Source organism: Neobacillus sp. DFD-2R (assembly GCF_057747865.1).
In genome coordinates this window covers 3,835,748-3,858,353 of record NZ_CM173228.1, presented here as the reverse complement: position 1 = coordinate 3,858,353, position 22,606 = coordinate 3,835,748, and the positions used below count along the sequence as shown (strand labels likewise).

General features: G+C 36.9%; 21 protein-coding genes. 12 read left to right on the top strand and 9 right to left on the bottom strand.

Annotation, left to right across the window (positions count from 1 at the left end; all coding sequences use genetic code 11):
- Positions 1–130: 130 nt before the first annotated feature.
- Positions 131–775 (bottom strand): YczE/YyaS/YitT family protein, encoded by a 645-nt coding sequence (locus tag AC3ANV_RS19260; RefSeq protein WP_488310293.1) that lies wholly within the window; start codon positions 773–775, stop codon positions 131–133.
- A gap of 109 nt (positions 776–884) precedes the next feature.
- Here AC3ANV_RS19260 and AC3ANV_RS19255 point away from each other — a divergent pair, with 109 nt between their 5' ends.
- The 6 genes from AC3ANV_RS19255 (at position 885) to AC3ANV_RS19230 (ending at position 4,922) form a co-directional block, all read left to right on the top strand.
- Entirely contained in the window at positions 885–1,337 is a 453-nt protein-coding gene (locus AC3ANV_RS19255; RefSeq protein WP_488310292.1) for a MarR family winged helix-turn-helix transcriptional regulator, read from the top strand.
- A 26-nt stretch (positions 1,338–1,363) separates the two neighbouring features.
- Positions 1,364–1,882 carry a spermidine/spermine N(1)-acetyltransferase gene (paiA, locus tag AC3ANV_RS19250; RefSeq protein WP_488310291.1) on the top strand — a complete coding sequence of 173 codons (519 nt, stop codon included), beginning with the start codon at positions 1,364–1,366 and terminating at the stop codon, positions 1,880–1,882.
- A 22-nt stretch (positions 1,883–1,904) separates the two neighbouring features.
- Positions 1,905–2,528 carry an FMN-binding negative transcriptional regulator gene (locus tag AC3ANV_RS19245; protein ID WP_488310290.1) on the top strand — a complete coding sequence of 208 codons (624 nt, stop codon included), beginning with the start codon at positions 1,905–1,907 and terminating at the stop codon, positions 2,526–2,528.
- Between the two features lie 1,039 nt (positions 2,529–3,567).
- Positions 3,568–3,912, top strand: a complete 345-nt coding sequence (locus tag AC3ANV_RS19240) for an ArsR/SmtB family transcription factor (protein ID WP_488310289.1) — start codon at positions 3,568–3,570, stop codon at positions 3,910–3,912.
- Between the two features lie 29 nt (positions 3,913–3,941).
- Positions 3,942–4,457, top strand: a complete 516-nt coding sequence (locus tag AC3ANV_RS19235; RefSeq protein ID WP_488310288.1) for an SRPBCC domain-containing protein — start codon at positions 3,942–3,944, stop codon at positions 4,455–4,457.
- A gap of 84 nt (positions 4,458–4,541) precedes the next feature.
- Positions 4,542–4,922, top strand: coding sequence for a VOC family protein (locus AC3ANV_RS19230; RefSeq protein ID WP_488310287.1), 381 nt, complete (start codon positions 4,542–4,544; stop codon positions 4,920–4,922).
- A gap of 62 nt (positions 4,923–4,984) precedes the next feature.
- On the opposite strand, the gene AC3ANV_RS19225 is transcribed toward AC3ANV_RS19230, so the two are convergent.
- The 5 genes from AC3ANV_RS19225 to AC3ANV_RS19205 form a co-directional block, all read right to left on the bottom strand.
- On the bottom strand, positions 4,985–5,665 hold the full coding sequence (locus tag AC3ANV_RS19225) for a hypothetical protein (protein WP_488310286.1): 681 nt from the start codon (positions 5,663–5,665) through the stop codon (positions 4,985–4,987).
- Between the two features lie 141 nt (positions 5,666–5,806).
- Entirely contained in the window at positions 5,807–5,968 is a 162-nt protein-coding gene (locus AC3ANV_RS19220; RefSeq protein WP_488310285.1) for a hypothetical protein, read from the bottom strand.
- A 690-nt stretch (positions 5,969–6,658) separates the two neighbouring features.
- Positions 6,659–8,092, bottom strand: a complete 1,434-nt coding sequence (locus AC3ANV_RS19215) for a PQQ-dependent sugar dehydrogenase (protein WP_488310284.1) — start codon at positions 8,090–8,092, stop codon at positions 6,659–6,661.
- Positions 8,093–8,379: 287 nt separating this feature from the next.
- The gene (locus AC3ANV_RS19210) at positions 8,380–9,120 is read right to left on the bottom strand and encodes an SH3 domain-containing protein (protein ID WP_488310283.1); all 741 of its coding nucleotides are present in this window, start codon (positions 9,118–9,120) and stop codon (positions 8,380–8,382) included.
- A gap of 5 nt (positions 9,121–9,125) precedes the next feature.
- Positions 9,126–10,046, bottom strand: coding sequence for a hypothetical protein (locus tag AC3ANV_RS19205; protein ID WP_488310282.1), 921 nt, complete (start codon positions 10,044–10,046; stop codon positions 9,126–9,128).
- Between the two features lie 1,013 nt (positions 10,047–11,059).
- On the opposite strand from AC3ANV_RS19205, the gene thrC reads away from it, so the two are divergent.
- On the top strand, positions 11,060–12,478 hold the full coding sequence (gene thrC / locus AC3ANV_RS19200; protein ID WP_488310281.1) for a threonine synthase: 1,419 nt from the start codon (positions 11,060–11,062) through the stop codon (positions 12,476–12,478).
- 266 nt (positions 12,479–12,744) lie between these two features.
- Positions 12,745–13,737, top strand: coding sequence for a formylglycine-generating enzyme family protein (locus AC3ANV_RS19195; RefSeq protein WP_488310280.1), 993 nt, complete (start codon positions 12,745–12,747; stop codon positions 13,735–13,737).
- Between the two features lie 193 nt (positions 13,738–13,930).
- Here the strand turns inward: AC3ANV_RS19195 and AC3ANV_RS19190 are convergent, their stop codons facing one another.
- On the bottom strand, positions 13,931–14,629 hold the full coding sequence (locus tag AC3ANV_RS19190) for a hypothetical protein (RefSeq protein ID WP_488310279.1): 699 nt from the start codon (positions 14,627–14,629) through the stop codon (positions 13,931–13,933).
- A gap of 362 nt (positions 14,630–14,991) precedes the next feature.
- Between AC3ANV_RS19190 and AC3ANV_RS19185 the strand changes: the two genes are divergently transcribed.
- Together AC3ANV_RS19185 and AC3ANV_RS19180 are read left to right on the top strand one after the other, a co-directional pair.
- Entirely contained in the window at positions 14,992–15,183 is a 192-nt protein-coding gene (locus tag AC3ANV_RS19185; protein WP_488310278.1) for a hypothetical protein, read from the top strand.
- Between the two features lie 215 nt (positions 15,184–15,398).
- On the top strand, positions 15,399–16,985 hold the full coding sequence (locus tag AC3ANV_RS19180) for a bifunctional metallophosphatase/5'-nucleotidase (RefSeq protein ID WP_488310277.1): 1,587 nt from the start codon (positions 15,399–15,401) through the stop codon (positions 16,983–16,985).
- A gap of 207 nt (positions 16,986–17,192) precedes the next feature.
- Here the strand turns inward: AC3ANV_RS19180 and AC3ANV_RS19175 are convergent, their stop codons facing one another.
- Positions 17,193–18,113, bottom strand: coding sequence for a TIGR03943 family putative permease subunit (locus tag AC3ANV_RS19175; RefSeq protein ID WP_488310276.1), 921 nt, complete (start codon positions 18,111–18,113; stop codon positions 17,193–17,195).
- 10 nt (positions 18,114–18,123) lie between these two features.
- Complete coding sequence (locus tag AC3ANV_RS19170) at positions 18,124–19,131, bottom strand: permease (RefSeq protein ID WP_488310275.1); 1,008 nt, start codon at positions 19,129–19,131, stop codon at positions 18,124–18,126.
- Positions 19,132–19,476: 345 nt separating this feature from the next.
- Here AC3ANV_RS19170 and AC3ANV_RS19165 point away from each other — a divergent pair, with 345 nt between their 5' ends.
- Together AC3ANV_RS19165 and AC3ANV_RS19160 are read left to right on the top strand one after the other, a co-directional pair.
- Positions 19,477–20,712, top strand: coding sequence for an ATP-binding protein (locus AC3ANV_RS19165; protein ID WP_488310274.1), 1,236 nt, complete (start codon positions 19,477–19,479; stop codon positions 20,710–20,712).
- 572 nt (positions 20,713–21,284) lie between these two features.
- Positions 21,285–22,244: an aldolase catalytic domain-containing protein gene (locus AC3ANV_RS19160; RefSeq protein ID WP_488310273.1), complete on the top strand. Its 960-nt coding sequence runs from the start codon at positions 21,285–21,287 to the stop codon at positions 22,242–22,244.
- Positions 22,245–22,606: the final 362 nt, after the last annotated feature.

Here is a 22,606-nt window from a genome sequence, read left to right as displayed (position 1 = left end):
TCAACCAGAAATATCTGGCTGACCTTATAATACGAACAGGTGCTTGAGCTCAAGAATGATCGTTACGGCGTTCTTTTTTCTTCTTCCAGTCACCGGGCAGGTTTGTTTAACAAGAAAAATAATAAACATCCTATATTGAATGGTTTTTATCTTTATCATAAATTGGTGATGTACTAGTATTTGTTAATATGCGGTCTATTACTTTTTTAGTGAGTGGCATGAAGGAGTTGAGTATTAGCCCTCCTAAACAAACGGTTAATAAAGTTCCAATGCCAACGGCTCCGTTGAATATTATTGCCATCATCCAAAATACCAGGTAAATGAATGTTCTCGATAACAGTATATTTGTTCTAGTTAATTCTTGTATGATTAAGGTTAAACGGTCAATTGGAATCGGGGCAAAATTTGTGTGTAAATAAATGGCTGTTCCCAATCCTATAACCATTAAGCCGATTCCAAAACAAACAACTTTGCTGTACCATAGTTCAGGTGTTATCAAATTGTGCAATAAAAAAAGCCACATATCAATACCAATACCTGTTATAAATGATGTTAACAACCCCAAAACTTCTGGTCTTTGTCTTTTTAAAAATGAATTACAACAGATCAATAGTAAAGCTATTATTATTTCCCAACTTCCCACAGTAAGCCCCACATTTTTGGACAGCCCTACCAAAAGTGCATCAAAAGGTGAAGTTCCAAGATCTGATTGTATAGTAAAAGAAATACCAAGGGTTAATATTAAAATTCCTAATACATAAAAAACATAATTCACTTTTACTCGACCCCTCTTTCATTGTTTTTTTTGTTGCAAATGCAACAAAATTAGGTTAAATTTAATATATGCCAGATTTATTGCATTTGCAACAAAAAAGGAGGTAATTATGAAGGAAATTCTTCGTGAAATTGGAATGATAGCAAGGGCATTAGATTCTATAAGTAATATAGAATTTAAAGAATATGACCTTACAAAAGGGCAGTATTTGTACCTTGTGCGAATATGTGAAAACCCGGGAATCATTCAAGAAAAGTTAGCTGAGATGATAAAAGTAGATCGAACAACAGCTGCTCGTGCTATACAAAAACTTGAAATGAATGATTTTATTGAAAAGAAAGACGATCAACATAACAAAAAAATAAAAAAGCTCTTTCCGACAGAGAAAGGGAAAAAAGTTTATCCTTTTATAAAAAGTGAAAATGATTATTCCAATAAAGTTGCACTTGAGGGATTTTCCGAAATAGAAGTAGAAACCATTTTTAATCTTCTTCAAAGAGTTCGAAAAAATATTGAAATAGACTGGGAATTTGTAAAAAAGGGAAACAAGAGAATTTATTGATTATATAAAAGGGGCGATATATAAAAATGACTATAGATATAAAAAAATGCACCCTTGAAGATTTAAGCATACTTCAAGAAATTAGTTATGAAACATTTAATGAAACATTTAAGCATCAGAACTCACCCGAAAATATGAATGCCTATTTGGAAAGGGCATTTAACTTAAAACAATTAGAAAAAGAATTATCCAATATTTCTTCGCAATTCTGTTTTGTTTATTTTAATAATGAGGTCGCTGGATATTTAAAGGTCAATACCAATAATGCTCAGTCTGAAGAAATGGGTGATGAATCACTTGAAATCGAGAGGATTTATATAAAGAACAAATTTCAAAAACACGGGCTTGGTAAATATCTGCTAAACGAAGCTATAGAAATTGCGATGGAACGTAATAAAAAGAAAATCTGGCTAGGCGTATGGGAAAAAAATGAAAATGCTATTGCCTTTTATAAGAAAATGGGGTTTGTTCAAACTGGAGCCCACTCTTTTTATATGGGTGATGAAGAACAAATAGACTTTATAATGACCAAAACACTCATATAACTTTTTTGAAAGGTGGATTATTATGTATATTCCAAAATATTTTAAGGTCACAAATGTTGATGAAATTTGGGATTTTGTTCAAAAAAACTCTTTTGGCACGATTGTCACAACAGAACGAGGGAAACCAATTGCCACTCATTTGCCTTTGGGGTTAAATAAAAAAGGTGATGATTACTATATTACTGGGCATGTGGCTTATGGAAATCCTCAGTGGCGAACATTTGAAACCTGTGAAGAAGTGCTTGTTATGTTTCAGGGACCGAACGCTTACATTTCTTCTTCTTGGTATGGGCATGAAGAAGTTCCAACATGGAATTATCAAGCCGTCCATGTATATGGTAAAGCAAGCTTTTTAAAGAGAGATGAATTAATAGAAGAATTAACAGTAATGCTGGAAAAATATGAAGAAAATAGTGAAAATCCTGTTTTATGGGATAAACTTTCTCCTCATCTCTTAGAAAGTGAACTGAAAGGTATAGTTGGATTTAAGATTAAGGTGGGAGAAATTCAGGCTGCATATAAATTAAGTCAGAACCGAAATGAAACGGATTATATGAATATCATTGATCAATTACAAAATGAAGGAAATCCAAATTCAAAACAAATGGCAGAACTGATGGAGAAGAGATTAAAAAATCACATATAAGTTCACTTTTTTCAACCTTCAGATGCAAGAATTTAAGAACGGAACGGAGCTGTCATATTGACAGCTGCTTTTCAGATTGTGAAAAATTGTACTGAGATGAACGAAACTGTCAATGCCCCTACACAATCTGACTTGGTTTGGTTTTTTGGGCAACTCTAAGAAGAGAAGCGTTTTTCAGCTTCTTTGATTTTTTGGTTCAGCCTTTTTCAAGGCTAGGGAATCTCCTTCTCAGCTTACTGGCTGCTCCTCAATCTTCAAAATGGCTGTCACCTAACTTTCTAATTGATTCTACCGTGTTAGGAATCATTCCCCAATACCTTGGCTCATCTCGATCTTTATCTATATTTAGAAATGATAAAAAGCTCTTATAAAAGATCTGAATCATTGTTTACATATAAACAAAGAAAAGCGAATGGGTTGATGTGAAGTAGGATTTCCTGCTTCTTTTTTTGTTCCTCTTGATGGTTGTTGGGCAAAAGCCTCCATACCTGCCATGCCAAACAACCGCTGTATAAACCTCGCATTGAATTCCCGGATTCGAATTTACGATGGATGTGTGAAAAAATGTTCTTAAACAAACGTGCAGATAGTGGGAGGAGGAAAATAATAGGAAAAATTGTATATCGTCTCGTATAAACACAGGGTTTTAGGGAACTTTAACTAAGGTTCATTTTTACATAAAGTGGAAATAACTACTGAGATTAATGGTTATAAGGTATGTAAAATATGATTTTCATTGTACTCGCAACTGTTTTCGTTCTTACTGAGTTAAAATGAGGAGATTGGGAAATTGGTCAAAAATGGATTCATTAAGAAGAGTAGAGATGCCAATCGGGATGATATGGATAGAACATACTTTCACTTAACCTATGACGGATTGGATTCTGTGAATTCGGCACTGATCCGGTAATACTTTATTTTTTAATATTCCTTGACGGGAATATTCCTCGTAGGGTATAATCAATTCGACAGGACAATAATACTAGTGATGATGTAGATGTGCTTTAACCGGAGACCATCACTTGACGAGGTGAGCAACATGTCAGGGAAAATTCCGGGCGTAAACATGACGACGCTGAGCGCTTTGTCTGAACCAAATCGTATGAATATCGTCGAACTCTTGCGTGACGGTCCCCTGACCGTTGGGGAAATCGCCGACCAGCTGGAATTGAGGCAGCCCCAAACTTCGAAGCATCTAAAAGTACTAAGCGACAACGGGATTGTGGAAGTGCAGGCCGAAGCTAACCGCCGTATCTACAAGCTCCGGCCTGAGCCCTTCCAAGCGCTGGATTCTTGGATACAGTCCTTCCGGCGCGTGATGCAAGAAAGATTCGACAATCTAGATGATTATTTGAAGGAATTGCAAAACAAGGAAAAATCATAAAATCATTTCATGTTCAAGGAGGAATAACGATGTCAAACAACGCATTGGTATCGAGAGTAGAGAACGATCGGGTATTGGTACTGGAGCGCGTTTTCGATGCGCCACGCGATCTCGTATTCAGGATGTTTAAAGAGCCGGAGCATCTGAAACGCTGGTGGGGGCCGAGGGGCTGGGAGATTCCGGTCTGCACCGTCGATTTCCGTCCAGGAGGCGTTTGGCACTACTGTATGAAGTGTGTCGATCAGAATCAGGGTCAATTTTTTGGTATGGAATCCTGGGGCAAAGGGATTTATAAGGAGATTATCGAGCCGGAGGAGATCGTCTACACCGATTACTTTTCGGATGCCGAGGGTAATTTGAATGACTCCATGCCGTCGACCGAGATCACATTGGAATTCATAGAATTGGGTGGAAAGACAAAGCTAATAAACCGTGCTGAATATGTTTCCGAAGAGGCCCTTAAGACTGTCATGGACATGGGCATGCTGCAGGGCATCACCGAAACTTGGGACCGTTTGAACGAGCTAGTGGAGTCGCTAAAGTAGAGTTATCCTAACGCTGTTTTCAGTGTAGTAAGGTTTAGGAGCATTGAGTTTTGTAATTACTTTTATAAGGGAGTGTAATAATTAATGATTAGTCAAGTTGGTCAAATCATGTTGTATGTTAATAACCAAGATGAAGCAAAGGAGTTTTGGACAGAAAAAGTAGGGTTTAGTGTAATTTCAGAGGAAGACAATGGTCAAGGTATGAGATGGATTGAAATTGCTCCAACTAAAGAAGCTGAAACAAGCATTATTCTCCATAATAAGGAATTTATTGCGAAAATGTCGCCTGAATTAAATCTTGGGACACCTTCTTTAATGTTCTTCTCGAAAAATTTCGATAATTTATATAGTGACTTATCAAACAAAAACGTTACAGTCGGGGAAATTGTAAACATGCCATCAGGTAGAGTATTTAATTTTGCAGATAGTGAAAATAATTACTTTGCAGTAATGGAAAAAAAGTGAATTTCTATTCGACTTACGAGTGCGATGCTTGAATAAAGGCATCGCATTTTTGCTTGTTAGATTTACGAAACAGATTTTGATGATTTACACTTTAAAGTAACGGGGGCGTTTGTTAAATAATAATAATTATAAAGAGAAAAGCCATTTAACATTTTAGATATGTCTATTATATTGAATGGCTTATTTTTATTGTATTTTGTTATTTTTAGTCTTGATAAATAAAATTCAATTGTATCCACGTTTTTTATCCATAGTTTTGCTTGTGTCCCATTCGTCTTTGACTTCAAAAGGTTTCTGTTGTTATCTGTAATCGAGGATCCTCTAAACCAAACAATCTTATCAATCGATTTAATGTATAAAGGATTGTAATCACCATATCCTTTTGGCGGTGTTGTTATCTTTTGTTGCTTATTTGCTTTAATATTAATGAAATAAAGAGACGGTAACGGATGTTTCCTAAAATCATTTGACCATTCTGCTTCTTTGCTTCTAGATGAAACAATTGCGTTGTCAGAGATCCAATCAAAATCAAGATCGACGTAGTTTTCGGGTGTATATTTTGTTGATGCAGGCATTACCTCTATTTTTAAATCCTTATTCTTAAAGCCAAAAACAATTCTTCCCCCACCGGCAATAAAGGCAATAGTATCTTTTGAAGGCGCCCATTTTGGTTTACCAACGTGAAGAATAAGTTCATCTAATACTTTAAAATCCTTGCCTACGCTTGAAATGACACACAGCATGTTACTATCCATTGACCAGGAGGCGGTTGGTGAGACGATAAATGAAATCCATTTTTTACTTGGTGAATAATTAAAATCTCCTGCATGAACTGCAATGATTTTGTTATCCTTATTTGTTCCAATCTCTCTTGGAAGGGTAAATTAATGATCGACACCGCCAAATAAGACTACATCTTTATAATTATCTCCTACTTTTTTAGTAAAAAGAATCGCACTTGTCCAACCATCCGGTTGAAGAGTGCCGGCAGACGAGAGCAGGAACCCGCTCCCATCCGGCAGCCAAGTATATCCGTGAACACCCACTGCAATGTTAAAGAACCGTGATAAATCCGATATATTAATTGTACCTACTTGATTGAATGCGATGACATTTTTCTTTGGCGACCATGATGGGGCATAGCCATCATAAAATATTTTCTTTTTTTCGCTTGTTGGAACATGATAAGCCTAGATCTCTTGCTGTAAGTCCTTATCCTTATGTTCTGCGGTAGCTTCATTTTGATAGAGCAGCCATTGTCCGTCTTTTGACCATTTGGGTTGACCGAAGACTTTCCCTGTGCTTGTTATTTGCTTTTCCTCGTTGTTCTGGGATAGGTAAAGCTATTACGATTCTTTTTGCGAAAGAAGGAGCAAAAGTAGTAGTGTCTGATATGACTTTATAAACAGTGCAATAAATCAAGACTTTACAGCATTAAATAAAACTAAATGGAATCCAAAAAGATTGTTTCCCCCTAACTTCAAAACTGCTTGAGAGGCGCGTGACGTCTCTGCTGGGTTCGAGCAGAGTCCTTTTAACTCCAATTGTTTCGGATAATGGTGGGAAAAGAACAGTGGCGTAATGGCCTATGATTGGGCTGCGGTATGCGGTCTTTACCTTATATCGTAATGAACCGGAGAAGCACTAAGCCCCGGAAGCCCCGGCTGAAGGGCTACTTTGATGAAGGTTTAAAAAAGAATCCCCTAGATTTATCTATGGGGAGAAGACAACTGGTATTAAGTCGAATTTATGGATCTTGGCACAATTTCAAAAACAGTACCTTGGTTAAACTCAGTCATTTTCATCGAACCATAAACCCCTAAATAAAGTCTGGTTTGATCCAGATTCGTTCCTAAACTAACATAATAAGCTGATTGAGACCCAAAATTATAATCGGTTTCGATCACACTAAAATCATTTAGTTTACCATTTGTTCTTACCCTGGTATAAGCTAAAACTCCTCTAACAGGAGGCCGGGATTCTTCTTTCCGGGCAAGATCGATAAACACGACGCTCTCCGTTAAATCGGGGATTCCATTCCCCATATAGGCTTGCACTCCTGTAAGTGCAGTTCCTCCAAACTTTTCGGGTCGGGGGTCTTTATGAAAATAACTAGTTAGAGGCTGAAGACGCTCCACTGAAGTTTTTACTGCTTCATTGTAATAAGCAATTGTTTTCTCATCCAAAGTGGGATTTTTAGTGCAGCCTCTTATAATCGAAGTAGGAAAAGCGCCTTCCCACCCCCGCCAGCCAAAGTTAATAAATCCCTCTTGGTCAGGTTCTGTTTTTCTTAAAGAAGCTTGAACTAGCTGAGTAACCGGTATTGGTTTATAATGAACGAATGAAAAAATCGACTCTACCAGATCCTGTCCGACATTTCCCACATATTTGATATATTGATTAGAAAACCTTTGATATGAAATGCCTGGTATATTGCGGACCCCTTTGGCAATTACCGTAAGCTTTTCCTGAATAGGTGCGGGAAGTTCATTAAAACGTGTGACTATAGGAGGATTATTGATAACTGTATTCTTAACTACGTCAATTTCAATTATTTTACCGGCTATTTCCATATTATCCTGACTTAAATTAAATGGATCATAGCCTGCTCCACCATCTCCTGTAGTTAAAACAAGTTTTCCCGTTTCAGGTGAAAAGTTTAAGCTATTGACACCATTATGATTTAAAAATGGTCTTCGTAAGTTAAGTATTGTCCGTCGTTTTTGAGTTTGACCATTCGATTGTAAAATCCATTCTTCAACTGTATCAATATGATCATAGTGAGTTTCTCTATTTGTCCACCTTTGGTTTAGAGTTCCGGGCTCACACGGGTCAGGCTTAAAATGTTCAGAAAGGGCACCCAGACCTTGTGTTCCAGCGACTGAATAATGAAGATAAAACAGACCATTATAATAAAATTCGGGATGAAACGCTAGTCCTAGCAATCCCCTCTCATCAGAACTACCACTAGAGCCACCTAGTTTTATGATTCGCGGGCGAATATCTAAAAAAGTCCTTATAGCTCCGTTTCTTATGTAAAAGATCTCTCCTACCTGGGTTGCTATAAATAAGCTTTCCATTGAGTCACCCGGAAGAACAGTTGTTTTCACGACAGTGGGTAAATTTATCTTACTAACAATGGGCCGTAAACTGACCTTAACTTTTTTCACCTAACTTAACACTCCTTCTTATTGTTTTCTTCAATAAGAATATGATTAGAACTGTTCTAATAGTACTAAATCAAGGCTGGGGAATCTGATAGGCATAGCACCCTTTTCCGCACCAGCATTTATAGTTGGATGTTCATGGTTAGGTAAATTTAAATAAGGAGAGTGGACTATTCCCATTGGAGTCAACTCTCCTTATTTAAGATGTTCTATGAACTGGAAAAAGAATCATAATATCACGGGAATTGTTCAATTCATTGCGACACTATGATGGTAATATCCCTATCAATTTAGTATTTTTCCCTGACAATCCCAGCTGAAATCCAGCCTTCGATCCCGTTTGCGGTTTGAACCTTTAGCCACTTAATTCCTTTGGAATCTACTTGTTCTTCATTCAGAAAGTGCATTATTTCTCCATTTGTAATCGTGTATAGACGAGGCGCGGTTAGTGTGGGAGCTTCACGAATATTTCCTCCATCTTCATATTTCTTATTTAAAATTAATTCTTTTTGAACAGGAGAAGCAGCCCCGGTTGCTTGTATGTGTACATGTTCTTGGTTTAACCATACCTCAGCTTTCTTCCATTTCTGTGTATACCACTCATTTGGATTGTTCATGATTGCTGTAGAAAGCAAAATCGCTAAAGCTGTGGCGGAATAGAAGGTCCCTCTTGTAATCCTTGTCTTATTCCTTTTCCGTTTCATGAACAGCTGAATTATTTTGTTGAAAAAGCTTTCGAACAAGGCAAACATTCCTTCAATGATATCTGTCCAAACAGGTATGCCCGTTTTTCCTGCTTCTCTCCGGCTTCTTTGCATCGTGCAAATTAAAGCCATGATTGGATAAGAAATGAGATAAAGCATTTTTTTCAACAAAAAGCACAACAAGTTTAAGAAGGGCGGAACAATGTACAACAAAATCAGCCTTGCGAGCTGTAGGAGCACAAAGAGAGCCAAAAAAATACGCAACCATTCCGGCAGGACAGAAATAGGTGACCAGATCCAAAACAGCTGATTTAAAATGGATTCCACAATCGCTAATCTCCTTTATTTAAATAGGATGGAAGTTCTCTCCTTGGACCGGCTATCTGTTTTTTTCTATTTATTTTTTCCGGATTAACGGGGAGATAGGGGAATAATTTCTTTAGCTTGGCTAATCTTTGTTCTGCCTCAAACTGGTCAATAGAGTGATCGTTGATCAAATTTAAAAGTTGTTTGTTTACCTCATATTTGAAGGTTTGATTTTGGCTAAACTCCGATTCCACTAACCGCTTTGCCATTTCATTCTTTTCTCCAAGCTTCCCTGCAGTGATAAAATCACCTGCTTCAAGAGCTTCTTTAATCAAGGCCGAAATCCGGCGCGCTTCCTCCAAGTCCAGAGCCTCTTGATAGGCAGATAGTTCTGCATTTCGGTCTAAATCGGCGATTACCTCATCATGGCGCTGGTCCCTAAAACCTTGCCGGATCAAAACACGAACATTTCGAACAACAATTCCAGCATCTCTTAACACCTTAACTAATGGCGAGGTTTGAAAAAATTCTTCAATATGCCGGGCAAATCTCAGTTCCTCCTCAATAGGAAAAAATCTTGCTTCTGATTCCACCCAGAAGGGCAGATTATTGTTTATAATGGTGCCAAATTCTCCAGCATTTTGTTGAACTAATCGTTCCGGGTGTTCGACGGCGATATCGATATATAAATTGACAGAAAACCTTCTTCCTCTTGTTGCCGAAGGGACCTCCTCATTGTAGGTGATGGTTTGCTGCTGCATATTGACGGAATAAACCCTTTTATATTTACCAATCCGCAATTCACTGCGTGACAAACGCTCTCCATTTTTAACTGCATAGTATTCGTTGTCATTATTAACATAAACAAAAGCATAATTCATAGACGACGCCGGCGGTTTTTCCAAAAAACTAAATTTCACGTTTTTAACATCTTCAATAAATTGCATTAGGTTATTCCCTCCAAGTTAATTATTTTCATTGAGAGATCACTTACCCTTGTCTACATACTATGCAGACAATCGGAAGAAAAGCCCGATATCTTTGCAGAAATTGGAGATTGAGGGAGTTGAAGTAACATAATTTAAAAGGCGTGGGGTCTTCAAAACTGCTTGAGACCACCATGTGTGGTCTGGTGGGTTCGATTCCCACCGGGTCCCGCCAATCCCCAATGGTAACGATGGTTACTGAACTCTTCGATACATGAATCCACTAACTGTTTAAGTTCACTTAAAATATTTCACCATCCAATTACAGGTATTTCTTTATTTTTCAAAAAAGTAGGAAAAGTGAAAATAATATGTCGTTTTAGCGGTAGGAAAGGGCTTTCAATTATTCTATCATTAATATAATAATGAAATTTTGGGTTTTCATTATCTTAAAATCTTACAAAAATACAAGATAGGATGAGGGAGTAATGGTGAACTTCAGCATGGGTGCCTTTACTGAAGAAATGCTAACAAATATGATCGATCAGGTAAATCAATTTTCGGGTAGTAATGAACTTAAAATTGTAAATAAATAAGTAAAATTATGATTTCCATTTGCCCTCCTTCTGGCAACAATAGTAGGGGGGCAATAAAATATGATTCATTTTCGGAAGGGTATTTTTCATGGACCAGCTTTTATTAATTATTCCGAAACGGAGAAACGGTAGAATTAACACCTTGGAGATTTAGGATTATGGAAGAAATATAAGCTATCCGGGAATTTAATTTAGTAGCTAACAATAAGCGAATTCATTTTACGTCACCTTAATCATGTGACGTTTTTTTGCACTGTAAAAGTACTTTAATGCTTTATGTGGTTACATGTTAGAATTATACAAACTAAAAGATAAATCCATTCAATTAGGAATCAAAGACAATAATTTACTAATATCTTATTATTCTAAATTTATTGACTTACATCTAATTTTAGGTAACGATAGTACTACATTTAATTTTTTAACTTGGAGGATTCTATGAACTTTATTAGTACTCGCAGAAATGAAAGTAAACTTGGTTTTATTGATACTGTCTTGATGGGATTGGCAAATGATGGAGGCCTTTTAATCCCGGAAAAAATCCCGCAAATTCCTGAAGAAAAGCTCCGGACAATGTCCCAACTTACTTATCAGGAATTAGCCTACGAAATCTTTTCCTATTATGTTGATGGGGAAATTCCGGAAAATGAGCTAAAGGAATTAATCGAGAAAAGCTATGCAACCTTCCGCCACCCGGAAGTAACTCCTGTCCAAAAGGTGAAGGAAAATATGTATGTGTTAGAACTGTTCCATGGTCCGACATTTGCTTTTAAAGATATTGCTTTGCAATTCTTAGGAAATTTATATTCGTATGTATCAAAGAAGACAGGTGAAATCATTCATATTCTTGGCGCAACCTCCGGCGATACAGGTGCTTCAGCCATTGAGGGAGTTAGAGGAAAAGAAGGCATTCGCATTTGTATTTTGCACCCTTATGGAAAAGTAAGTAAGGTACAAGAATTGCAAATGACCACTGTTGATGATAAAAGTGTGTTGAATTTGGCGATAAGAGGAACGTTTGACGATGGTCAAAGAATCATAAAGGAATTGTTCGCGGATGTCGATTTCAAAAACAAATATCACCTGCGTGCGATTAATTCCATTAACTTTGTTCGGATTTTAGCGCAAACGGTTTATTATTTCTATGCATATTTCCAAGTGGCAAAAGAGACAGACGTAAAGAGCGTTAACTTCAGTGTACCGACTGGGAATTTCGGAGATATCTTTGCCGGTTATCTTGCAAAGAAAATGGGTCTTCCAGTTGGAAAGCTCATTGTGGCAACGAACGAAAATAATATTTTAGAACGTTTTATCCATGATGGAGTCTACATGCCAGGGGAGTTCCGCAGCACATATAGCCCTTCTATGGATATCCAAGTCGCAAGCAATTTCGAGCGTTATCTGTACTACTTGCTGGGGGAAAATCCAAACGCAGTGTCTGACTTAATGGATAAATTCAAATCAGAAGGCAAAATTGTCGTGAACGAGGAGCATCTCCGTCAGGTGAAAGAGGATTTTGCGGCTCATGGAGTAATAGGAGAAGAATGCTTACAAACAATTAACAAATATTATTCACAAACCAATTATTTACTAGATCCCCATACTGCTTGTGGGGTCGCTGCATACGAAACATGTAATGAACCTAATGAGGTTTGTGTCACACTTGCCACAGCTCATCCGGCAAAATTTAATGAATCGATTGAACGTTGTAATATTAAGCAAACATTTCCTGAACAAATAAGTCAATTGTTTGATAAACCGCAATATCAGGAAGTTGTCGAGGCTGATAAGGACGAAATCGTTCGTAAATTAGAGAAACTTTTTAGTCCCTCCGCTCAGGTAAAACCTAATATATAGAATGCTGAAAAGGGGTAAATATTCTACCCCTTTTGTCTTGCTAATCAAAGCTCCTCGGCATTATTTGCCATTGAATTCAACTTTGTGTGGATTCCAATTATTTGTTATATTTTTGAAATTGTTGCAGTACTTTTTCATAGATTAGTGAAAGTAGAAGCTAAAATGACGGTTGATCTAATTGAGAAGAAAAAAACTGCAGTTTAATAAATAGATTCATCTTCATTTTAAGTATGCTTTGCACAAAATAGAGGAAAAAGGTGAAACAAATGTCTAATGAAAAGAAAACCTCATGTTGTTGTGCAAGCAGACCAAAATCGCTGAACAAAATGGAGGTTACACAACAACATGAAATGATGGCAAAGCGTGATAGGTCTGTAACGGAAGGAATGATTTACCTTTCCGGCGGGGAATTCTTAATGGGAACAAATAGTAATGAAGGATTTCCCGGAGATGGAGAAGGTCCTGTTCGAAACGTAAAGGTCAATCCATTTTATATTGACCCATGCACAGTTAAAAATTCTGAATTTTTAAAATTTGTTACAGATACAGGATACATGACTGAAGCTGAACAATACGGATGGTCGTTTGTATTTTCCGGTTTTGTTTCAGAACAAGTGGCGAAAACCGTGACGGAAGTTGTACATAATGCCCCCTGGTGGTGGGCTGTAAAAGGAGCTTATTGGAAAGAGCCGGAAGGCCCGGATTCAACTATTATGGATCGAATGGATCACCCGGTAGTCCATGTGTCCTGGAATGACGCGCTTGCCTACTGCCGTTGGTCGGGGAAACGATTACCCACTGAGGCGGAATGGGAGTACGCTGCCCGTGGGGGACTCGTTCAAAAGAGATATCCTTGGGGGGATCGGCTGCATCCTGACGGTAAACATATGTGTAATATTTGGCAAGGGATGTTTCCAGAAAAAAACACAGGGAAGGACGGATACCTGGGTACTGCTCCGGCAAAATCTTTCCCTGCCAATGGATATGGGTTATACAATGTATCCGGGAATGTATGGGAATGGTGCTCAGATTGGTTTAGTCCAACATTTTATATCGATGGTACATGTGAGAATCCAAAGGGACCAATCAACGGTAAAGCAAAAGTTACTCGCGGGGGCTCTTATCTCTGCCACAACTCTTACTGCAATCGTTACCGAGTTGCTGCCCGCAGCTCCAATACTCCGGATAGTTCAACCGGAAATATTGGATTTCGCTGCGCGGCTGATGTATATATACAAACAAATAGTAAAGAGACTTAACACCTTGGTTAAGTCCCTTTAATGTATTTATTAGCGTAGGTCTCCTTTAAGGGAAATACTAGCAGCCTCTTTTATTATTCCTTTCCTTAGTATTTTCAAATTTATTCAATCGAGAAGGATTATCCTTTTAATCCTTTTGTTTCGATTATTTTACTTGTATGAAGTTGTGAATTCCTTTTATGGGAAAGCCCCTTCACCCTCCTCCCATGATAAAAATGGTTTGGTTATGATCACCTGGACCAATAAAATCTAATGCGGCAGGAGAAAATACGGTAACTTTTCTTTTAACGCCCTCCAAAAGAATTCGGATGGGCTCAAAAACTTCCTTATCCTGAAAGACATAGCCTCCCAAGAACAACTTCTTTTTGGCTCTCCTTCCGAGGACAGCCATCTTTTTCTTACTTACAGTGTTAACTGCGACATGCTCTTTCGCATCCTCTTTAAGCTGCAATGATACTTTCTCAGTTTGTAAAACTTCTTCTTCAATCGAAGCGACAATACCGATTTCACGATTATTTAACAACAAGACGAAGTTATATCCTGTTTCCGTTTTCTTTTGGACAACAGCCACTTCATCTGTTATAAACGTGACGAAATCTTCGGATTCATTCGTGGGTGAGTTATGAGAGGTTTCTTTTTTCTTGATGACTCGAAAAAATGCTTTTGCTCCAATTTCTTCATCTGTGAAGTCAAAGGGTTTTATACTCTGTGTGCGTACAAGGTACAAATTATTAACCTTTTCTTTGCTGTTTAATTGGACACATAAAGCAACATCTTCTTTCACCGCCTTTCCCTCAACCTGAGAGAGCATTGGGACATTCATTTTCATTCCTGGAAATTGAACGAAGATGTAGCTGAAGTTTTTCTTAGGTTGTACATCCAGAAGTCTCATAAACTCACAACCTTTCCGGTTTGTTACAAGGTATTTTCCTTGTAGGAGTATAATTCAATATCGTTTCTTTTCTTTCCTGTACAAGTATGAAGTGTTTTCATCGTCACTTTCTTATGAAATGCGATGGTTCCTCCCTTTTGTTGAGTAATTATGAGCAAATCTATTATCGAAAAACATAGAATGAACAGTTTTTTGTCGTTTCATTCAACGATTCCCCTTTTACTTTTCAAAAGGATAAGGCCATTATTCCAAATAGAAAACAGTGAAGTTTAGCTTGAATTCAAATTGCATAATAATCTACTATTTTCTCCTTCCCCTTTTCGCGAAAATCTGTTAGAATCACTCAAACAGGAGGTGTTACGATGGCTAATAACTTAACAGAATTGCTTGGTGCTTCATACGATAATCTAATTGAAGCGAAAGTAGATAAAAGTCCGAGTGAAATCGTGATCACAGATAACGGTGGCGAAACATATTACATTGTTACGCCTGAAGTATACGAAAATGGTCCAAAACAACTTGGTTATGAAATCGTAGTATCGGAAGGAGAGTAATTTTTCTCTCCTTTTTTTATTTTAAAGTGAGAACCTACTTAAAATCTTGGCATCTTTTTTAATGTAAAGCCGTATGAATATTTTAAAAAGATATGCATCTATTGGATTAATTTTACAATTGACACAAAAAATGTAATGAAACTTTACGATCCCTTTATACGGATATAAAATTCCGGAGTTATCCTATATTTACATCTGGAGGGAGGGATCGGAAGTTGTCAAAATTTCAGATCGTAGCTTCTTTGTTCATCTTGGCATTTATCATTTTCGTAACGTATGAAAGAACAGCATTCTCATCCAATCATTCCACTACGACTCATTCCACTTCAAACCGCTACATTCAAGTCCAATTGTTAGGCGTTAATGATTTTCACGGTCAACTAGACAAGTATCAAAGGGTTTCGGGAACCATGGCAGGGGGTGCTGAATACCTGGCTGCCTATTTAAAAAAATATAAACAAGAAAACCCACATACATTACTTGTTCATGCCGGTGATATGGTAGGAGGAAGTCCGCCAATCTCTTCTCAATTTCACGACGAGCCTACGATTGAATTTTTAAACCTCCTGCACTTTGATGTCGGGACACCGGGAAATCATGAATTAGACCAAGGTGTAAATGAAATGAAACGTCTTATTTATGGGGGATTCAATAATAAAACAGGTTATTTTCAAGGTTCTGATACCTCTTACATTTCTGCAAATATCATCGATAAAAAAACAGGTACCCCATTGTTACCACCGTATATTATTAAACAAATTGATGGAATTAATATTGGATTTATCGGTGTGGTCACAACCGATACTGATCTGTATGTGGCCCCTGAAAATCGAAAAGAAGTAGAAATTGCGGATGAAGTTTCAGCAATTAACCGAACCGTTAAGCTTTTAAAGGAAAAAGGAATCAAAGCGATTGTTGTATTGGCACATGAGTCGGCTAAATCGGATCAGACAGGAGCAAATCCACAAGAAGCTATAGTGGAGATGGCTCCAAAAATCGATGATGAGGTCGATATCATCTTTGCCGGTCACAGCCATGATTATGCCAATACCGTTGTAGCCGGTAAACTTATCGTTCAAGCTTATTCTTATGGGAAAGCTTTTTCTCAAGTAAATCTTGAAATAGACCCAAATACTAAAGATATCGTTAAGAAACAGGCAAAGATTATTGTCACTTCACATGATCATATAAAACCGGATAAAGAAACCATTTCCCTTCTAAATAATTATAGAAAAAGATTGGGTAGCTATTTTTATCAGATCGTAGGAAAACTGCCTGAAGAAATCACACGGAATCAAGATGCAAACGGTGAATCCCCTTTAGCAAAAATGATTGGAGAATCTGAGCGGGAAGCCATGGAGGTAAATATAGCTTTTGTCCATCAAGGCGAAATGAGGAATAATTTAAAAAAAGGAGATATCACTATTGAAGACCTTTATACAGACTTGCCTTTTGGTCATAGTGTCAATAAATTAATCTTAACAGGAGACCAAATAAAACTTGCTTTAGAACAGCAGTGGACGAAAGATTATGAAAATAGATTACAGACGGTTGGTCTAACGTATAGTTGGAACCCGAATGCCCCAATTGGCAGCCGTATTGTTGCCATAAAAGACACAATGGGTCAAGCGATTCAGCCAAACAAGGAATATGAAGTTGCGGTAAGTAATTATTTAGCTTCAGGCGGTGATGGCTTCACTGCATTTGAACAAGGTAGACTCGTAGAAACCGGTCCACAAGTTGTCACTGCACTTATACACTATATCCAACAGAAGTATCCTCACGAAATGGTTCTCCGTTAATTGAAAGTACTATACTGGATGAAGGGAAAATACAAGAACTTGCAATTCGGGTATTCACCTTAGTGGTATGAATGACGAATTGGTAAACAATTCTACGAAAGATATAAATGTGTTTAGCCTTTCATTTTCAATTTACCTAAGAAAGCCTGGTTTTATCAGGCTTTCTTAGAATGTTTTTCACAGCCAAAAAGAATTGTTAGTAAAACCCTACTCTATTTTAACACCTACATCAAACACATAAGGCTGCTTTGGAGCTGAAATTTTTTTCATCTGTTTTATCTTTATGATTGGGATGGTAGAGCCATCATATTGGGTTTTCTCAATCGTACCGGTCACCTTTACCCATTTATCTTTTTGCAAGGCTGCGACTTCTCCTTTTGCCATAAATCCAAAAACCGAAGCATCAGCCACACAACAAGTAATTCCAAATCGAGCCACGATCATTTGGTTTTGCATGAAATTCTTTTCTCGATAGACAAACCCTATTGTGGTAACGGTTTTTCCAATCATATCCTTTAGATTTACTTGAATGATATCCATCATGGGTACATATTGGTCATCATTAATGTTTATAATTTTTGCCTTTAACAGTTGCGCCTTTAATGCGCCGTATTCTGATTCAGTTAAAGGTTCCGGTTGATTACTGATTTGATTATTGGCTGTTGAAGCAGTATTGGCAGAAGGATTTATTGTTTGTGAATTTGAGATGTTATTAACATTATTGCTTTTGTTCGTATCTAGTGAATTTGCTCCCAGTTTAATCGTTCGGTTCATTGCCACTGAGCTATTAAGAACGTTATTTGAAAAAAGAAATCCGGTGATAATAGGGATTATAAACAATAAATAAAGAAATAGACTTTTAATGAATGTTGTCGGGTAGGAATGTTCTCCATCACAATCACAATGGTAATGATGTTTTTGATCCGAAGTTCCTCTAATTATTAACAGAACGCCTAAGATTAGAAAAATAAAAAGAGTAAAATAAATGAAATGAACCATTTTGGGTGCAATTAAAAGTGTAATATTGTTTGTTAGGAGTGATTTAAATAAAAACAGCATAAACCCTATAAGAATAATTCCTCTTATCAGATGATGAAAGGAAGGTGCTTCATCATAATTGTTCCTCATCTTGTACCTCCTATAAAAAGATCAATTGAAAAACAGAAACCGTTATATAGACGACGATTGGCGTTACCATTAATAGTGAAAGAACAAATCTTTTCTTAAAATAGCCGAATAACATCAGGGTGTTTTTTATGTCAATCATAGGTCCAAATACTAGAAAAGCAAGCAGTGCTCCTTCCGTAAAAGTTGAACCAAATGAAGATGCAACAAAGGCATCTGCTGAAGAACAAACGGAAAGAACATAGGCAAAACCCATCATAACTCCCGGTGCTAAGGCAGTGTTTGTCCCTAATGATAAAAGTGCATTTCGGTCAAAGAATGCCTGAAACATACTTGCTAGGAACGCTCCGATAAATAAATATTTTCCCGTATCAAATAGTTCATCACTTGCATGATATAAGGTTTCTAAAAATTTATTTCCTTGTATATGGTGATGATGGTGTGGATTACGGTGTTCATCCAATCGATCTTTTAAAATATTTTTCCCTTTATATATTCGGAAAATGATCAGTCCAATGATTATTGAACTAATAAAACCAACAAGCATTCTAGCATTTGCCATGTAGGATGTGCTTTTAAAAGCAAAGTAGGTAGAAGCATAGACAACAGGATTGATAATTGGAGCACTAAGCATAAAGACAACTCCAACATGTGAAGGCAAGCCCTTTTTTATTAACCTGCGAATGACAGGAACAATGGCACACTCACAAATTGGAAAAATAATTCCTAGAAGTGCAGCGGGTATAATCGCTAAATAAGCATTACGCGGCAGTAGTTTTTGGATGGTATTCTCCGAAACAAAAGATTGGATAATTGCTGATACAAATACACCTAATAAAATAAATGGTATGGCTTCTAAAATGATACTTAGAAAAATGGTATTAACATTAAAAAAAGAACTTGGGATTCTATTAAAAATAGAGTTAGTTTTAATCTCTTCTGCAAAAAGAAAGAGAAACACAAATACACAAAACAGAAGAAAAATCGTCCAATCTCTAATCATCCTTGTTAATACTTTCACCGTACATTTACCTCCTTAATCTAGTAGCTCTATCATATTGTTATGCACTACGAAGGAGTTAATTCATTAAAAATTATTAATTCTCTAAATAGATTACTTGGGAAAGATGATCAAGGGTTGTTTTAATAATCGATGGATGAATTTAATATAGTTAATATAAGTGACTTTTTATTAAAAACCATTAAAAGGCCCCTTTACTAAGTAATTGGTGAGACTTCCACTTTCACTCATGAATAGCACATCGGTCATTGTATGAAAATCCAATAGTGTAGTACACTATTAATCTAAACTATTATTGCTAAACTATTTTTTAAAGTTTACGGCCGCTACGAGAGGAGTACCAAATTGATAGAATCTTTACTTTTAAATTTCCTTTTCCTACTTTTTCCGGTTTTAATTTTTCTAATATTCTTTGAAAACAGACTCCATACATATAACAATTACATTCTAATACTCCTTTCATCAATTTCAATGGTTCTATGTATGAGATTTCCGATAAAATTAGAAATCGGCTTTATTTTTGATTTACGCTACGTTCCTTTTATAATTGTTGCACTTTTCGGGGGATACAAATATACCTTCCCAATTTATCTGGTTTTAAATGCCTATCGGTTTCTTATCGGTGGGGCAGGCAGTTTTCAATCGCTTATTTTTTCTACCGTTATTTTCATTATAGTGCCTTTATTAAATAAACTATTTATGAAACAGAACTCTCAGAAACGTATCTCAGGTGCGGCAATCGTTTCTTTTCTTACAATGGTACTCTACCTTTCAACCCTCAGTTTACAATTACCGGCATTGAATAGAGAATTCTGGATCTTAACCATTAACGCTTTGACCACTTATGTTGTAGTAATGATCATCATCATGATTTTAATCGAAAAAATTATTGCGAATAAAAAAAATCGTGAATCTTTTTTGCAGTCTGAAAGATTAAATGTGATGAGTGATTTATCGGCCAGTGTCTCACATGAAATCAGAAATCCGCTTACCGTAACGAACGGATTTCTACAGCTCTTAAATAACTCTAAGACGATAACGGAGGAAGATAAAAGATATATTGAGTTTTCATTATTAGAATTAAAACGCGCTGAAAAAATAGTTAGTGATTTTCTAGCTTTCGCTAAGCCTCAATCTGAAAACATGATTTATTCCAATCTTAAAGATGAAACAGAGTATGTAAATAACATTATGACTCCGTATGCAAACATGCATCAAGTCGATGTAAAATTTAGTTTTCATAACACTTTACATATTAGATATGATAAAAACCAAATTCAGCAGTGTTTAATCAATTTATATAAAAACGCAATCGAAGCGATGAAAGAAAAAGGCGGGATTCTTTCCATCGATGTTTCGGAACATAAGAAAAACATTATCATTAAAATAGGTGATACAGGTGTCGGAATGACTAAAGAAGAAGTCTTACGTTTAGGGAGGCCTTATTATTCTACGAAAAAAGAAGGAACGGGTCTTGGAATGCTAATGGTATATAGTACGATTAATAAGGTGAATGGCAAAATTGATGTAGATAGTGAAAAAGGGAAAGGAACAACTTTTCATATATCCATTCCTGTTTAGAAAAAAGAGGTGACTCCAAAAAAACGGTAAATACCGATTTTGGGAGTCACCCAAGGATAGCGCTCTTACTTCTAAAAATGTTTATTATTTATTTGAACAACTATCGGATTCTTCTTCATAAGATTCATTTGACTGGTCTCTGCAATTCCAACATTCACATCTAATTCTCTCCATTTTTGACAACTCGTTTCCACAGGAAATACACACATCCATTTGCAAAATCCCCCTTTCAAGAGAAGAACTTTTATTGATCGCTTATAAAAAATGTATGGTTTAAGTAATTTAATTATGATTATCCAAGCTTTTTCATAAATTTTTCAACAATCTGCGTTCCAACTGACGGCCAATTTTGGTAGAGGTGACATATAGGAAGATTTCTTAATGTAGAAATTACATTCGATTGTGATAAAATTTTTGAAATAATTTACTATAATAAATCGAATTTTGGAAAAATAGATTGACACCTTCGAACGAACCATGATATAAACACAATAAGAATTTTAGTACATAAAAGCTTTAAAGTTAAAAAATAATATTGATAAAAGCAGGATAAACAGGGGGAGATTACTAAAATGGAACATCGTAGCAAAATTTTAGACTGTACGATTCGTGATGGAGGCTTGGTTAACAATTGGGATTTCAGTATTGAATTTGTTCAAGACTTGTATAACGGGCTGAGTGCAGCGGGTGTTGAATACATGGAGATCGGCTACAAAAATTCCCCTAAGCTTCTTAAAGCGACTGAACCCAACCCTTGGAGATTTCTTGATGATAACTTCCTGAAAGAAATTATCCCTGAGAAAAAGTTCACGAAGCTATCTGCTCTAGTAGATATTGGGCGTGTAGATCCAAATGACATTCTACCACGTGAGCAAAGTGTTTTAGATATGATTCGAGTAGCTTGCTATATCCGCGAAGTAGATAAAGGAATAGAGCTTGTACAAATGTTTCATGATTTAGGTTATGAGACATCAATTAACATTATGGCTTTATCCAGTGTACCTGAACATCAGCTTATTGAAGCGTTTGAAATGGTGAAGGAAAGTCCTGTTGATGTTGTATATATCGTCGACTCCTTTGGAAGCTTAGATCCTGCGGATATTGAGCATCAAGTGAAAAAGTTCAAAGCGATGCTTCCTAATAAACAGCTTGGGATCCACACGCATAACAACATGCAGTTAGCATTCGCTAATACCTTGACTGCGATGCGAAATGGGGCAACATTTCTTGATTCATCTGTTTATGGTATGGGCCGTGCTGCCGGTAACTGTAACACAGAGCTTCTCGTTAGCTACATACAAAAAGCAAGCTATGAGATTAAACCGGTTCTAAAGGTAATTGAAACGCACATGTTAGAAATGCGTGAAAAGTGGGAGTGGGGCTATATCATTCCATATATGATCTCCGGTGTACTTAATGAACATCCGCGTGTCGCAATGGCTTACCGGGGCAGTAACGATCGTGATAAATTCGTAGATTTTTATGACAAGGTAACATCACCCGAAGTCGCTCTCGCTCCAGCGTCAAAATAGGTTAAATTGCTAAAAAAGATTTGTCGAGAAAAGGTATTTTTCTCGGCAATTTTTTTATTTTGTCCTGAATCTAAATTACCGATTTTTATTAATTGATTGTCTCTGTTAATTGGCCTGTTGATTGGAGCGGAAGGCGCGTAGACTCCTGCGGGAGTACGGTGCAGGGGAGGCCACGCAGGAGCGTAAGTGACGAGGAGGCTCCCCTGCACGCCCGCGGAAAGCGAAGCGCCTGGAACGGAAATCAACAGACAAGGTTCAGAGAGATACACAAAAAAGGGGTGCCCCTAAAAGTTATACTTTTGGGACACTCTCTTTTTAGTGTCAAAAAGATATGTAGATGCCTTGAATGCATCCAGTGGTGA